This is a genomic window from Streptosporangium sp. 'caverna', from assembly GCF_003203775.1.
GTDB lineage: Bacteria > Actinomycetota > Actinomycetes > Streptosporangiales > Streptosporangiaceae > Streptosporangium > Streptosporangium subroseum.
Genome location: NZ_CP029711.1, coordinates 4,720,379 through 4,736,648, shown reverse-complemented (window position 1 = coordinate 4,736,648; position 16,270 = coordinate 4,720,379). Strand labels below are relative to the sequence as shown.

Here is a 16,270-nt window from a genome sequence, read left to right as displayed (position 1 = left end):
TTCCGAGCCGTTGACGTGGTCTTCCATGCCCGGCCGTCTCGCGTGCCGACGATCGAGATTCTTGAATCCCGCTCCGGATGACTTCCGGCCCAAGCCCTGTGCGATGGGTTTGAAGCGGTATGGCCTCAAAGGCCAGACGACTTTCACGGAGTGGCCCCCGAAGTCGGTCACCACACCCGGTGTTTTCCCTCGGGCGGCATGCGACTCGATGACGAAGTGGAGCGCCCTCGGGGGTCCCCTAACTCAAAAGAGACAAACGGCACAAATATACCGGTCCAACAATAGAGCACACATGCCGCCTACCTGCACATATTTGAAGATATCAACTCGTTACCTCGCAACAACGTGCACACCAGTACACATGCATGTTACAAACCTCATTAGTTGATTGCAGAGACAAAAGAAAGGCGGTGACTCGCGTGACCCAGGAACACAACGTCACGCACGCGGCCGGCACCGCCTTACCGAGCAGCTCCCCCATGGTGCGTCAGACGAACCTCTCGCTGGTTCTACGCCACCTGCGTGACCACGCGTCCCAGTCGCGGGCCGACATCGCGGAGACGACCGGCCTGCACCGGGCCACGGTCTCCAACCTGGTGTCCGAACTGCTCGATCGGCAACTGGTCCGGGAGATCGGCACGGAGCACGTCGGCGCGATCGGCCGTCCCCGGCGACCCCTGGCCCTGCACGGCGCGCATGTCGGCGCGCTGGGTTTGGAGATCAACGTTGACTACATCTCGGTTCACGGGTCCGACCTCAGCGGCCGGGTCCTGGTGGAGCGCCGGGTCGGCTTCGACACGATAGCCGCCGGACCGGATCACGCACTGCGCATGCTCAGCCAGATGGCCCTGGAGGCCGTCGAGGCGATGAAGCGGGCCGAGGCCGTCCCGGCCGGCCTCGGGGTGGCGCTCCCCGGCCTGGTCGACGTGGCGCGCGGCGTTGTCACGTTCGCGCCCAACCTGGGCTGGCGCGACCTGCCGCTGGCGGCGCGGCTGTCGGCCGCGCTCAGCCCGTGGAGCGTTCCAGTGTCGGTGGACAACGACGCCAACCTCGCGGCCGTGGCCGAGCACACCTCCGGCGTCGCCGCCGGCACCCCCCACCTCGTCTACCTGACCGGCGAGGTCGGCGTGGGCGGCGGCATCTTCGTCGACGGCAGGCTGCTCCGTGGCGCGGACGGCTTCGCCGGCGAGGTCGGGCACCTGCCGGTCGACCCGGGCGGCGCCCTCTGCGGCTGCGGGCGGTACGGCTGCTGGGAGACCAAGGTGGGGCTGGCCGCGCTCGTACGGATGGCCATGCCCGACCAGGCGTACCAGCCGGCCGATCTGCCGGTGTCCGACCCCGAGGAGCGCGCGACGGAGATCGCCAGAGGACTGGCGGCGGGTGACCCCCAGATGATGGACGCGGTGGCGCAGGTGGGGCGGTGGCTCGGGCTCGGCGGCTCGATCCTGGCCAACCTGTTCAACCCGCGGGTGATCGTCGTCGGCGGTTACTTCGCCACGCTCGCCGAATGGCTGCTGCCCCACGCCCAGGCGGAACTGGAACGCCTGGTCGTGGCCCGCTCCGCCAACCAGTGCCGGTTCATCGCCTCCAACCTCGGCTTCGGCGCCGCCTCACGGGGCGCCGCGAGCATGGTGGTCAACCGGCTCATCGACCACCCGACCATGATCATGGATCCACTACCCCGGCTGTCACCCATCTGACAAGCCCCCAAAAGCCTGGAGTCGGCACCCTCCAGTCACCGCAGTACCCACCCCCCATGTAACAAATGGCACCGTGCGGCGGCGCGCGCTTTGCCTGACACCCCCCAGTCAGGGAAGGAATTACCCTATGTCACCACGTTCTCGAACGTGGGCCAGGATCTCAACGATCCTGCCGAAAACCGAAAACCGTTCCCTACGCCGGACGGCGGCGACGGTGGCCCTGGCCCTCGTCGCACCCCTGATGCCCCTCACGTTCCTGGCGTCGCCGGCGAACGCCGCCACCGACTACACCTCCGCCTCCAAGGTCCTGGCGTCGTCGGCGAACGCCGCCGCCGATCCCGCCTTCAAGGTGCTGGTCTTCTCCAAGACCAGCGGCTTCCGGCATGACGCGATTCCCGAGGGAATCGCCGCCGTCCAGAAGCTCGGCCTGGAGAACAACTTCGCGGTCGACACGACCGAGGACAGCGCCGCGTTCACCGACGCCAACCTGGCGCAGTACCAGGCCGTCGTCTTCATGTCCACGACCGGCGACCCCGTGACCACGCCGGAGCAGAAGGCCGCCTTCGAGCGCTACATCGAGGGCGGCGGCGGCTTCGCCGGCGTCCACGCGGCCTCCGACAGCGGCTACAGCTGGGAGTGGTACGGCAAGCTCGTCGGCGCGTACTTCAAGTCGCACCCGGCCCCCCAGCAGGCGGCGGTCCTCACCGAGGACCTCGCCCACCCGTCGACCTCGCACCTGCCGACGTCGTGGACCCGTACCGACGAGTGGTACGACTTCCAGGCCAACCCGCGCAACAACGTGCACGTGTTGCAGTCGATGAACCAGAAGTCCTACACCGGCTCCACGCAGGGCATCGACCACCCGATCTCCTGGTGTCAGGACTACGACGGCGGACGCTCCTGGTACACCGGCCTCGGCCACACCAAGGAGAGCTACTCCGAGCCGAACTTCCTGAAGATGCTCCTCGGCGGAATCAAGACCGCCGCGGGCGCCGAGAAGGCCGACTGCTCGGCCTCGCAGAGCGGCAGCTTCGAGAAGGTCACCCTCGACGACAACACGGCGAACCCGATGATGACCGACATCGCCAAGGACGGGCGGGTCTTCTACATCGACCGCCTGGGTGACGTCAAGATCATCAAGACCACCGGCTCGACCGTGACGGCCGCTCACCTGAATGTGTTCAACGCCAACGAGAGCGGCCTGCTCGGCCTGGCGCTGGACTCGGACTTCGCCACCAACAACTGGCTGTACCTCTTCTACTCGCCGATGAGCCCGAACGTCGACCGGCTGAGCCGGTTCACGGTCAACGGCGACACGCTCGACTTCTCCAGCGAGAAGGTCATCCTCGACGTGCCGGTGCAGCGGGCCGAGTGCTGCCACCACGGTGGCGGCATGCTCATGGACCACAAGACCGGTGACCTGTGGCTGGCCACCGGTGACAACACCAACCCGTTCGCCTCGGACGGTTACACGCCGACCGACGAGCAGTCGGGCCGGGCCTCGTGGGACGCGCAGCGTACCGCGGGCAACACCAACGACCTGAGCGGCAAGCTGCTGCGCATCACCCCGCAGGACGACGGCACCTACACCGTGCCGGCCGGGAACCTGTTCCCCGCGGGCACGGCCAAGACCAAGCCCGAGATCTACGGCATGGGCTTCCGCAACCCGTTCCGTATGGGCCTGGACCCGAAGACCGGCTTCCCGATGGTGGCCGACTACGGACCCGACGCCGGTGCCGCGAGCGCCACCCGCGGTCCGCGGGGCACCGTCGAGTGGAACCTGGTCAGCAAGCCGGGCAACTACGGCTGGCCGTACTGCGTGGGCGACAACACGCCGTACATCGACTACAACTTCGCCACCAAGGCGTCGGGGGCGGCGTACAACTGCGCCGCGCCGGTCAACGACTCGCCCAACAACACCGGCCTGACCAACCTGCCCCCGGTGATCCCGGCGTCGATCCCGTACACCAGCGCCACCAACCCGAACTCCTTCCCGGAGCTCAACGGCGGCGCGCCGATGGCGGGCCCGGTCTACCGTTACGACGCCGACCTGGAGTCGCCCGTCAAGTGGCCGGCCTACTGGGACGGCAAGGCGATCTTCGGTGAGTGGAACACGAACAAGATGTTCTCGTTCCAGCTCAACGAGGCCGGCAACGCCCAGATCAAGATCAACCAGATCCTGGGCTCCATGAGCTTCAAGCGCCCCATGGACATCAAGTTCGGTCCCGACGGCGCGCTGTACCTGATCGAGTGGGGCTCCGGTTTCGGCGGCGACAACGCCGACTCCGGCATCTACCGCATCGAGTACGTCAAGGGCACCCGCCCGCCGATCGCCCGCATCTCCGCGGACAAGACCGACGGTCCGGCGCCGCTGACCGTGCAGTTCTCCAGCCAGGGATCGAGCGACCCGGACGGCAAGCCGATCACCTACGCGTGGGACTTCGACGGTGACGACACCACCGACTCGACCGACGCCAATCCCTCGCACACCTACACCCAGGCCGGGCAGTACAGCGCGGTCCTGACCGTCAGCAACCCGGACGGCCTCACCGGCACGGCGAACGTGCCGATCACGGTGGGCAACACCCGTCCGACGGTGACCCTCGAACTGCCGCCGAACGGCGCGTTCTTCGAGTTCGGCGACCAGGTGAAGTACAAGATCGTCGTCACCGACCCCGAGGACGGCACGATCGACTGTGACGAGGTCAAGATCCAGGCGATCCTGGGCCACGACAGTCACGGTCACCCGCTCGACCAGCACGAGGGCTGTGAGGGCACCCTCCAGACGCTGTCCGACAGCGGCCACGGCGTCGACGACAACCTGTTCTACATCCTTGAGGCCACCTACGCCGACAAGGGCGGCCAGGGTGGCGCCCAGTCGCTGACCGGGCGGGCCCAGGTCATTCTCCAGCCCAAGCGCAAGCAGGCCGAGCACTTCTCGGCGACCGGCCGGGTCGCGGGCGGCACGGGCACCGACGCCCCCGGCGTCCAGGCCGAGACGACCACCGACCCCCAGGGAGGCGCCCAGAACATCGGCTTCACCAACGACGGCGACTACTGGTCCTACACCCCGATCAACCTGGGCGGCATCTCCCAGGTACGGTTCCGGGTCTCCTCGGCCGGCCCCGGCGGCACCGTGCAGATCAAGACGGGCAACGCCGACACCGGGACCCTGGTGGGCTCGGTCGACATCACGCCGACCGGCGGCTGGCAGACGTACAAGGACGTCACGGTCGACCTGACCAACGTCCCGGCGACGACCGGCCCGCTGTTCTTCATCGTGCGCAAGCCGGCGAGCGCGGCCAACGACGCCTACCTGCTCAACTTCAACTGGGTCGACTTCATCGGCCAGGGCGCCACCGACAACCAGCGCCCGACGGTGACCATGTCGGCGACCCCGGTCACGGGCATCGCCCCGCTGAAGGTCGACTTCACCTCCACCGCCACCGACCCCGACAACAACACCCCGCTCACCTACAAGTGGAACTTCGGCGTGAACGGTTCGCCGGAGCCGACCACCGCCAACGCGAGCCACACCTACACCGCGCCCGGCACGTACACCGCCACGGTGACCGTGACCGACGCCAAGGGCGCCTCGGCGAGCAAGACGGTCTCCATCAAGGTGGACCCGCCGAGCACCACCTGCTTCACCGGTCGTTCCGACGACTTCCTGGGCACCTCTCTGGACCGCGACCGCTGGTCGGTCGTCCGTGAGGACCAGAACCTGAGGGTGGCGGACGGCAAGCTCATCCTGCCGACGTCGCTGACCGAGATCTACAACACCGGCGAAGGCACCGTGACCAACATCACGCTGCAGCCGCTGCCCCAGGGCGCCTGGACCGCCACCACCAAGGTGACGATGGTCGCCAACCAGCAGTACCACCAGGCCGGCCTGGTCGTGTACGGCGACGACAACAACTACGCCAAGATGGTGCTCCAGGGCCGGAGTGCCACCCCCGACCACGCCGCTCGTATCTTCCAGTTCATCCGGGAAGAGAACGGCGTGCCGAACGAAGTGACGGCGAGCAACACCGCCAACCTCGGTAACGCCTTCCCCGACACCTACTACGTCCGGTTCATGAGCGACGGCACCAACCTCACCGCTCACTACTCGGCCGACGGCACCACCTTCACCGCCATGCCGGAGACCAAGGCGCTGGCCGGGATCACCAACCCGCGCATCGGTCTCATCTCGTTCGCGAGCACCGGTACCAGCAAGCCGGTCATCGACGCCGCGTTCGACTGGTTCCACATCACGCCCGACGACACCGCCACCACGGCGGAGCCGAGCGACGAGTTCAACGGCACGTCCCTGGACGGCTGCCGCTGGAACGCGATCGTCCGTGGCGACTCCTCGGCCGCCCGGGTGACCGGCGGCAACCTGGAGCTCGACACCACGACGGGCGACATCTTCGGCACCGGCAACACCGGTCCGAAGAACTTCATCCTGCAGAACGCGCCGAGCGGCGACTGGACGCTGGAGACGAAGGTCGACGGGTCGGCGCTCAACGAGCAGTACCAGCAGGGCGGCCTGATCGTCTACACCGGTGACGACGACTACGTGAAGCTCGACTACGTCGCCGACAACGCCGCGGGTTCCGCGGTGTCGCGGCGGATCGAGCTGCGCAGCGAGGTCGGCGGAACCGTCCTGGACCCGCAGCCGCAGATCGGCTCGCTCACCCAGGGCGTCTGGCACCTGCGTCTGAAGAAGGAAGGAACCAGCTTCAAGGGTTCCTACTCCGCAGACGGCACCACGTGGACCGAGTTCGCGCAGGCGGTGACCAACACCGCCGTCGGCAACGGCAAGATCGGTGTCTACACCATCGGTACCGCGCAGCAGGCGTCCAAGACGGTCAAGTTCGACTACTTCCGCCTCACCGGTGGCGGAACGGCCGACTCGACCGCGCCGGTGACCACGGCCACTCCCGACCCGGCCCAGCCGGCGAACGGATGGTTCACCAAGCTGATCCTGGTCACGCTGGCCGGCGCCGACGAGGCGCAGGGCAGCGGCATCGACAAGACCGAGTTCCAGCTCGACAACGGCGCCTGGACCACGTACCTGGAGCCGGTGGTCATCACCGGTGACGGCAACCACACCCTGGCGTACCGTTCCGTCGACAAGGCGGGCAACGTCGAGGCGACCAAGACGCTCGCCGTCAAGGTCGACGCGACCGCGCCCACCACGACGGCGGACTTCCTTCCGGTCAGCCAGACCACCGTGCCCGTGACCCTCGCCGCGGCGGACGCCACGTCCGGCGTGGAGAAGATCGAGTACGCCCTCGACAACGGCGACTGGACGCCCTACACCACGACGGTCAACGTCACCGGTGTGGGCGACCACGAGCTGCGCTACCGCGCCACCGACAAGGCCGGCAACGTCGAGGAGACCAAGGCCGCGACCATCAAGATCGAGGACGTCGCCACCGAGCCCACCATCCTCATCTCCGGGGTCGCGGACGGCACCCAGTACGGCGACAGCCAGGACCTGACCATCGCCTGGGAGGTCACCGGAACCGGGATCAAGACCGTGACCGGCAAGCTGGACGACCAGCCGTTCACATCCGGGACCGTCCAGCAGCTCCACAAGCTGGCCCTGGGCGACCACACGCTCACCGTCACCGTCGAGACCAACTCCGGCGGTACGTACGAGCAGTCGGTCGCGTTCAAGACGGTCACCTCGACCGATGACATCTCCGCCCTGATCGAGCGCTTCGAGGCGGCCGGGCAGCTGTCGGCCACCGGTGCCGCGAAGCTCCAGGACAAGATCTCCAAGGTCATGGTGTCCGAGGACAAGGAGCGCGAGCGCGACAAGAAGAAGATCGTCAAGAAGCTCGAGCGCTTCATCGAAGCGGTCAACGACCCGAAGATCGTCTCCAACGCGACGGTGAAGGCCACGTTCCTGCGTGACGCCAACGCCCTGATCGTCGCGAACGACGGCACGCCCGTGTAAGTGGGGCCACGGCCCCGACCAGGGGGTGCCGGGCTCCTTCCATGAGCCCGGCACCCCCGATGGATCCGTAGTCGGGGTGCCCCACTGCACGGGGCACCCCGTTTCGCACTTCGGTGACGGCGGGCACCTGCCCGGACCCGCCGTCGCCGAACCCGGAAGGGAGTCACGACTCGTGAACAAGGTCATGAGATACGCCGCGGCCATCCTGCTGGCCGGGTTCGGGCTGCTGCTCGGCGCCCCCGCCGTCTCCGCCGCGCCCGGCGCACCCATCGCACTGGAGGTCGCCGGGGACGGCGGCCGCAACGTCAACGTGCTGTTCACCTGGAAGAAGGACGGCCGCCCGGTCACCGACATCGTCGCCGCGACCCTGTTCGCGAAGGCGCCCGACGGCCGTACCTTCGGCCCGATCCCGCTGAAGTCGGCGCCCGAGGGCCAGAACCTCTACAACGCGGCCGAGCCGCTCCCTGCGGGCGAGTGGAAGGTCACCGTGACCGCCACCAAGCCCGCCGAGGCCCGCAAGTCGACGACCGTGAAGGCACAGGACATCGTGCTCCCCGCGGCGGCCGCGGCGGCGTCCAACGTGGCACGGACCGCGGCACTGGCCGAACGCGCCCAGGAGGGCTCCTCGGACCTGCCCCTCAAGATCGGCATCATCGCCGTCGCCGTGGTGGCCGCCATCGCGATCATGTTCGTGCTCGTGCGCCGCCGGAACGTGTCCGGCTGACCCGCGGGCCGGAGGATCACCGTGCCCCGCCAAGGCCCGAAAAGCTACGCCCCGCGTACTCTCCGCCGACGGCCTTCCATCCTCAAGACCCTCACCTCAAACGATTCCACCGGCCACCTGCCTGTGGGTGGCGAGTCTTTGCCATCTCCACCGCGCCGGCCGCCCCCGTCCTGCAATGACACGACCCTGGAGCCGGTCGCCAGAGGCGGACCGGCTCCAGGGTCGTGTCATATCAGGGCCGCGTCACATCACGGTCATCCTCGGGTCCACTTCTGGTTGTTGGCGCCCAGGCAGGTCCAGATCTGCACCTTGGTGCCGTTGGCGGTGCCGTTGCCGGACACGTCCAGGCACTTGCCGCTGCCGACCGCGGTGATGCTGTTGTCGGAGTTCAGGCGCCACTTCTGGTTGTTCTGGCCGTTGCAGTCCCAGATGAGCACCGCGGTGCCGTTGGCGGTGCCCCCGCCGTTCACGTCCAGGCACTTGCCGCCGTACACCCGCAGCTCACCCGAGGCGGTCGAGGTCCACTGCTGGTTGGACCGGCCGTTGCAGTCCCAGATGTTCACCGCGGCGCCGTTGGCCTGCGAGGCGCCGGAGACGTCCAGGCACCGGCCCGACGCCGTCCCCCGCAACGCGCTCGTGTTGGCGGTGGGCGTCGGGGTGGGGGTCGGGGTCGGTGTGGGGGTCGGGGTCACGGTGGTCAGTTCCTTGATGCGGACGTTGCGGAACGCCGCCACGTCGCCGGACCCGTGGTTCTGGATGCCGATGTAGCCCTGCTGGAGCGAGCGGGCCGAATCGGTGTTGGTGAAGTCGTTGATCTTCGTGCCGTTCAGGAACACCTGCAGCCGCTCACCCTCCACCAGCAGTTCGTAGGTGTTCCACTGGCCCGGCGGGTTCAGCGCCGCGTCGCGTGCGGTGGTGTCCGCCGCCTTGAAGCCGTAGACCGCCCCCGTCGTCTTGTCCGAGCTGTCGGTCGCGTCGATCTGCACCTCGTGCCCGGTGTTGAGCGCCGTGTTCGGGTCACCGGTGGCCGGGAACCCGACGATCACCCCCGAGTTGGAGTCGCCGGTCAGCCTCCAGTCGAGCTTGAGCGAGTAGGAACGGAACTCCTTGGCGCTGTACCACAGCATGCCCATGCCTCCCTGGGAGGTCAGCGTGGCGGCGCTGTTCGTGAACGACCCCGGCCCGGCCTGCGACCAGCCCGTCGTCGACCCGTTGTACAACGCCGTGTAGCCGGTCTCCGGGCGGCAGTCGGCGTTGGTCGCCTTGGCCGCGTAGCGGATCCCGCCCAGCAGCAGCGTGCGGAAGTTCGAGTCCGAGTACGACTCCTGGGTGTGCCCGAGGCCGGTGTAGAACGCGCGGCCGGAGGACTGGGGGTGACACCAGGTGATCGGGTGGTCGCCCATGCCGCCGCCGCTGTAGCTGCTCTCGTCCAGGCTCTGCAGGACCCGCACGTTCGAGCGGGGGTTGGTCCGGAAGTTGTACCATTCGTCGGTCCGTGACCAGGTGGCCCCCAGATGAGAGGTCGCGGCGTGCGCCCTGTCCTCGTTGCGCACCGTGGCCTGCTGGATCGCCGGGTGGCTGTTGAACCAGGCACCCATCAGTTGCCCATAGTAGGACCAGTTGTACTCGGTGTCGGAGGCCGCGTGCACCCCCACGTAACCGCCCCCGCCGTCCACGTACGTCTGGAAGGCGCTCTGCTGGGTGTCGTTCAGCACGTCACCGGTGGTGCTGAGGAACACCACCGCCTTGTACTGGGCGAGGTTGGACGTGTTGAAGACGCTGGAGTCCTCGGTCGCGTCCACGGTGAAGTCGTTTGAGCTCCCCAGGTCGCGGATGGCCTGGATCCCGACGGAGATGGCGTCGTGCCGGAACGCGGCTGTCTTGGAGAAGACCAGCACCTTGAAGGCGGCGGCATGGGCGGGAAGGGCGGGGATCACGGTCGCGGCGACGGCGGCGGTGAGCGCCACCGCGGCCACCGACAGGCGTCGCAGCACGGATGTCCTCCGGCCGCCACCCCCGATGCGCCCGAGCGCGGCGGGGGTCAGATGTCGAAGCATGGGTGTCCTTCCGTCGTGGCGCCCGGCACGGCCCTTCCGGCGATGAGCCGGGCCGCGCCGGGCGCCACCTCGATGACGTGCTCGTGGTGTGGTCGAGGTCGCGTGGTGTGGCGGATCGCCTAGACGCGGGTCCACTTCTGGTTGTTGGCGCCCAGGCAGGTCCAGATGGATACCCTGGTGCCGTTGGCGGTGCCGTTGCCGGACACGTCCAGGCACTTGCCGCTGCCGATCCCGGTGATGGTGCCGTCGGAGTTGAAGCGCCACTTCTGGTTGTTCTGGCCGTTGCAGTCCCAGATGAGCACCGCGGTGCCGTCCGCCGTCCCGGCCCCGCTCACGTCCAGGCACTTGTTGCCGTACACCCGCAGCTCACTTGAACTGTTGGAGGTCCACTGCTGGTTGGACCCGCCGTTGCAGTCCCAGATGTTCACCGCGGCGCCGTTGGCCTGCGAGGCGCCGGAGACGTCCAGGCACCGGCCTGACGCCGTCCCCCGCAACGCGCTCGTGTCACCGGAGGGCGTCGGCGTCGGAGTCGGCGTCGGGGTGGACGTCGTGCCGGTGCCGAAGGTGAAGGCGTCCAGGTCGAACAGGTAGCCCTGGCCGGTCGAGCCGCGGAAGACGAGGTACAGCGTCGTGGCACCGCTCGGCGCACCGCTGAGATTCGCCGAGACGTCGGCGAAGGTCTCCCAGCTTCCGGTGCTCGCGACGGTCACCGTTCCCAGCAGCGTGCCCGTGGCCGAGCCCGCCCGGACCTTGATCCGGCCGCCCGCGCCCGCCGAGGACACCCGCGCGGTGACCCTGTTGGCGTTGCTCAGGTTGTAGGGCTGGAAGGAGATCCAGTCGCCGTCGTCGACGAAGCCCACGGTCTTGCCGCCCTCGGCGCCGGTGTGGTCGGCCGTCTGCACGCCCTGCTGGGCGCCGAAGTGCTCTGCCTGCCGGTGCCGTGGCTGCAGCGTCCGGCTGCTGGTGGAGGTGAGGCCGCCCCCGTCGGTGTAGGAGGCCACGAAGACGCCGAAGATATTCGCCGCGGAGTCGTGCTCGCCGTCGACCGGCACCGCGATGGAGCCGCTGCAGCCGGTCCTGGAGGTGATCTGGTGGGCGTGGCTGTCATGGCCGAGCGAGTAGGTCACCGTCACCTTGGAGCAGTCGATCGTGCCGTCCTCCGGGTCGCTCACGCCGACCTGGAACGGCACCGTGTCACCGAAGGAGAACAGCTGGCCGTCGCCGGGGGACGTGAGCGTGACGGCCGGGGCCGTGTTGCCGACGGACACGGCGACGCTCGCGCCTCCGGTCAGTCCCTGCGGGTCGCGGACGGTGAGCGTGGCGGTGTACGAGCCGTTGGTGCTGTAGGTCTTGCTCGGGTTGGCGGAGGTGGAGGTGGTGCCGTCGCCGAAGTTCCACGAGTACGACAGCGTGCCGCCCTCGGGGTCGGAGCTGCCCGACGAGGAGAAGCTCACCGTCAGCGGGGCCGGTCCCGAGGTCTTGTCGGCCGAGGCCTTGGCGATCGGGTTGCGGTTGGCGGCCTGGCCGATGTACTCGATCCGGTAGAGCGCCTGGTTGTTGCTTCCGGTGCCGTAGTCCAGCACGTACAGCGCCCCGTCGGGGCCGAAGGCCATGTCCATCACCTGCGTCCCCGACCAGGGGAACGAGGAGATCTCCCCGTAGCCGCCGTCGCTCTTCACCTCGATGGCCTTGATCCAGCGGCGGCCGTACTCGCCGGCGAAGAACCGTCCGTCGAGCGAGGAGGGGAACTTGACGCTGGAGTTCAGGTTCGCGTCGTACCGGTAGACCGGGCCGCCCATCGGCGACTCCGAGCCGCTGCCGAACTCCGACGGCGAGCCGGAGTCACCGGCGTACTTGATCCACGCCGGCTTGGCCGGGGGCAGCGTGGTCAGGCCGGTGTTGCGGAAGGAGTTGTTGGTCGGGCCTCCGGAGCAGTTGTACTTCGAGCCGGTGCTGTTGGAGGAGAAGTTCCACTCGTTGTAGGTCTCGCCGGTGGTGTTGCTGCCCGTGCAGTACGGCCAGCCGTAGTTGCCGGCACTGGTGATGCGGTTGAACTCCACCTGCCCGCTCGGCCCCCGGCTGGAGTTGGTCGATCCCGCGTCCGGCCCGTAGTCGCCCAGGTAGACGACGCCGTTCGCCTTGTCGACGCTCATCCGGAACGGGTTGCGCAGGCCCATCGCGTAGATCTCCGGCCGCGTCCCCGACGTCCCCGGCGCGAACAGGTTCCCGCTGGGGATCGTGTAGCTGCCGTCCGACTGCGGCTTGATCCGCAGGAGCTTGCCGCGCAGGTCATTGGTGTTGCCGGCCGAGCGCTGGGCGTCGTACTGCGGATTGCGGTTGGTCCGCTCGTCCAGCGGGGAGTAGCCGCTCGACTCGAAGGGGTTGGTGTCGTCGCCGGTGGTGAGGTACAGGTTGCCCTGCGCGTCGAAATCGAGGTCGCCACCCGCGTGACAGCACTGGCCGCGGTCGTTGCCGACCCGCAGGACCACCTTCTCGCTGGACGTGTCGAGCGTCTCATCCGATTTGAGGGTGAACCGCGACAGGTAGAACTCGCCCTTCCACTGGTCGAACTGCGACTGGCTGCCGGTGGAGGGGGCGTCGCCGGTCGGCGTGCTCAGCCGGGGTGAGTAGTACAGCCAGACGTACCGGTTCGTGGCGAAGTTCGGATCGACCGCCACCCCCTGGAGACCCTCCTCGTCGTGGGTGTAGACGTTGAGCCTGGCGGCCACCTTCGTGTTGCCGTTGACGTCGGTCACGCGCAACGTGCCGTCGCGGGCCGTGTGAAGGACCGATCGGTTCGGCATCACGGCCAGTGACATCGCCTCGCCCAGCTCGTTGCCGCCCGTCGCGAGCGGCACCTGCTGGTAGTCGGACGCCGAGATGGTCAGCGCGTTCGCCGGGGAGGCGGTGAGCGCGAAGGCTCCTGAAGTGATCAGCGCCATCGTGGTCAGCAATGTGAGCCACGGACGTCGGGACATGAATGTTCCTTCCTGCCACAGGGAAATCAGTCAGGGCAAGGCGCGCGCCGCCGCACTGTTGCCAGGGTCCTGCTTCGTGCCCGGGTGAGTGCCGCCTCTGGTCTCCTCGTCCGGCCGCCGACTTGCGCGGCCGGTCCTCGGGGTGACCGGCCACGAAGCGGCTCCACATCCCGCTCAGGTGATGCAGCCGCGGAGGTTCCGGAAGGGGCGCGCCCGGAACCTCGCTACCCATTACGTTCCAACCACTTATGCCCGTCAAGACCTTAAGCCTACTTATTTCACAATACGCACATCGAGATTCAGCCCATGGTTAGCCACTCCCGCTTCCAGCTGCGACGATGTCCGGCACCACGACTGCCTGCACTGACCACCCCGAATGAACTTTTCAGATGTGCCGCACGGATCAGGCACCGACCGGTCCGCCGTAAAGGCAATCTCGATGAGTCATACTCTTGCCGGTAACGGCGGGGAGGAAGTACGGTGACCGGCAGCACCCGCGCGAGAGCGGACACCGGCCGAGCTACAAGGTGGCCGCGGAACAGGTGCTGGAGTTGATCGTCCGGCTGCGCCCGCGTCCGGGAACCGCATAACGACCGAGAACGAGCCGGTCCGGCAGCTGAGTGCCGGCCGCCCCGTCGTACGCGAGGCGATGGAGACGTCCCCCGCCCAAGCCGCCGCCACGCACATCGACAACACACCTGACGACTACCGCGGGGAGATCCGGCAGCGCCTCTTCCGGTCCCCTACCCCAGCCGGTCATCGGCCGCCACGATATCCGAATCGATTCGATTTCAAGGCGTCCAGGGGGTCGCGAGCAGGAAAGCGGACGGATGGATGTTTCTTCGAACCCGGCTCTCGGCGAAATGCTCTCATTACCAATGAGAGCCGCCAGGAAGCCAATCCGGCAGGCAGCCGGGCAGGAGCGAGTCTTGACAAGCGGTCCGACCGTCGTATGTGCTTCGCTGTACACCGGCGTCTCCCCCTTTCCCGTGGATTCAGTACGTCATCGAATCGATTCGTGTTCATCGTGGCGACCGGCTTCCGAACGGAGCCTTGCGGTCTTCCGAGTTCGTCTGTCTCCGCCACGACCCACTCCCAAGGAGCACGACAATGCAGCCTTCACCCATTCCCTTATCGGACCGCGTGACGCGTGGGCGGCGCTCTCGGAGGGCCGTCATCGCGTCTGTCGCAGCGGTGCTGACGACCTTCCTGGCCACCGCCCTGACCTGGTGGGCGCCGGCCTCGGCGGCGACCACGCCACTGGTGGGCGCGGCGTCGGGCCGGTGCCTGGACGTGAACGGCGCCTCGCAGGCCAACGGCGCCGCGGTCAACATCTGGGACTGCAACGGCCAGAACAACCAGCAGTGGACCTCGACCGACTCCGGTGAACTGCGGGTGTACGGCGGCAAGTGCCTGGACGTGAACATGGCCGGGACCGCCGACGGAAGCGCGGTGATCATCTGGGACTGCAACGGCCAGACCAACCAGAAGTGGCGCCTGAACAGCGACGGCACCATCACCGCGGTCGGATCCGGCAAGTGCCTGGACGTGTCCGGCTACGGCACCGCCAACGGCACCAAGGTGCACATCTGGACCTGCCACGGCGGCACCAACCAGAAATGGTCCACCGGAACCCAGCCCAGCCCGACGCCGACCCCGACGCCGCCCGCGCCCGGCGCGCGCCCGTGTGACATCTACGCCTCGGGCGGCACGCCGTGCGTGGCCGCGCACAGCACGACACGGGCGCTCTACGGCGCCTACAGCGGCAACCTGTACCAGGTCAGGCGCTCCTCCGACGGCACGACCCGGAACATCGGCGTCCTGACCGCGGGCGGCGTCGCCAACGCCGCGGCACAGGACTCGTTCTGCACCGGCACCGCCTGCGTCATCACGGTCCTGTACGACCAGTCCGGACGGGGCAACGACCTGTGGTACCAGGGATCCAGCGTGGTCCCCGGCTCCCCCCAGAGCAGGCCCGCGACCGCGACCACCGAGTCGCTCACCGTCGGCGGCAACAAGGCCTACTCCCTCTACATCAACCCCGGCAACAGCTACTGGCGGGACGGCCACCTGACCGGCGTCCCCACGGGCAGCGCACCCGAGGGCATGTACATGGTGACCAGTGGCACCCACGTCAACAGCGGCTGCTGCTTCGACTACGGCAACAGCGAGACCACCAGGAAGGCCGACGCCGCCGGCGCCATGGACGCCATCAACTTCGGCACCCAGTGCTGGTTCGGCGGCTGCTCCGGGAGCGGCCCCTGGGTCCAGGCCGACCTGGAATGGGGTCTGTTCCCCGGCGGCGGCCAGGCGTGGAACCCCAACCAGCGGGCCTTCCCCCACAAGTTCGTCACCGCCACGCTGAAGAACAACGGCACGACCCGGTTCGCGATCAAGGGCAGCAACGCCCAGTCCGGCAGCCTGTACACCCTGTACGACGGCTCGCTCCCCAACGGCTACAACCCGATGAAGAAGCAGGGTGCCATCATCTTGGGCAGCGGCGGTGACTGCTGCAAGCCCGACGGCGGCGCCAACCTCAGCGCGGGCACCTTCTACGAAGGAGCCATGGTCGCCGGCTACCCCACCGACGCCACCGAGAACGCCGTCCAGGCCAATGTGATCACCGCCGACTACCGCTGACCCGTCCCAGGACAGGACCGGCGCCGAACCCGCACACCGGCCACCGCTCCCCGACGGTTGAGGGGGGTGGTGGCCGGCCGTCTGCCCCGTACCCCCGCATCGTGGGGTGCGAGGCAGACGGCAGAGGTCAGCCGCGCAACGCGTCGTCTCGTCCCGGAGACCGCCCGGCGTGGACGCCGCCGGTTTCCGCTGCGAGGGCCGGAAAGCGCTGCCATCCGGCA

At 68.1% G+C, this 16,270-nt stretch carries 6 protein-coding genes; 4 read left to right on the top strand and 2 right to left on the bottom strand.

Going from position 1 to position 16,270, the window contains the following annotated elements; genetic code table 11:
* The first annotated feature begins 410 nt into the window (after positions 1-410).
* The 3 genes from DKM19_RS20840 (at position 411) to DKM19_RS20830 (ending at position 8,374) form a co-directional block, all read left to right on the top strand.
* On the top strand, positions 411-1,700 hold the full coding sequence (locus DKM19_RS20840; protein ID WP_239514356.1) for an ROK family transcriptional regulator: 1,290 nt from the start codon (positions 411-413) through the stop codon (positions 1,698-1,700).
* Between the two features lie 214 nt (positions 1,701-1,914).
* A complete protein-coding gene (locus DKM19_RS52750) occupies positions 1,915-7,650 on the top strand; it encodes a ThuA domain-containing protein (protein WP_204358901.1) in 5,736 nt (1,911 codons plus the stop codon).
* A 172-nt stretch (positions 7,651-7,822) separates the two neighbouring features.
* A complete protein-coding gene (locus DKM19_RS20830; protein WP_162641643.1) occupies positions 7,823-8,374 on the top strand; it encodes a hypothetical protein in 552 nt (183 codons plus the stop codon).
* Between the two features lie 254 nt (positions 8,375-8,628).
* Here DKM19_RS20830 and DKM19_RS20825 read toward each other — a convergent pair whose 3' ends face one another.
* Positions 8,629-10,431: a lectin gene (locus DKM19_RS20825; protein ID WP_110697583.1), complete on the bottom strand. Its 1,803-nt coding sequence runs from the start codon at positions 10,429-10,431 to the stop codon at positions 8,629-8,631.
* A 119-nt stretch (positions 10,432-10,550) separates the two neighbouring features.
* On the bottom strand, positions 10,551-13,409 hold the full coding sequence (locus DKM19_RS20820) for a PQQ-dependent sugar dehydrogenase (RefSeq protein ID WP_110697581.1): 2,859 nt from the start codon (positions 13,407-13,409) through the stop codon (positions 10,551-10,553).
* Positions 13,410-14,603: 1,194 nt separating this feature from the next.
* Here DKM19_RS20820 and DKM19_RS20815 point away from each other — a divergent pair.
* Positions 14,604-16,049, top strand: a complete 1,446-nt coding sequence (locus DKM19_RS20815) for a lectin (RefSeq protein WP_204358900.1) — start codon at positions 14,604-14,606, stop codon at positions 16,047-16,049.
* Positions 16,050-16,270 lie beyond the last annotated feature (221 nt).

Coding starts and splice junctions, on each gene's coding strand:
- DKM19_RS20820 (WP_110697581.1), bottom strand. CDS start 13,409: ATGTCCCGACGTCCGTGGCTCACATTGCTGACCACGATGGCGCTGATC.
- DKM19_RS20825 (WP_110697583.1), bottom strand. CDS start 10,431: ATGCTTCGACATCTGACCCCCGCCGCGCTCGGGCGCATCGGGGGTGGC.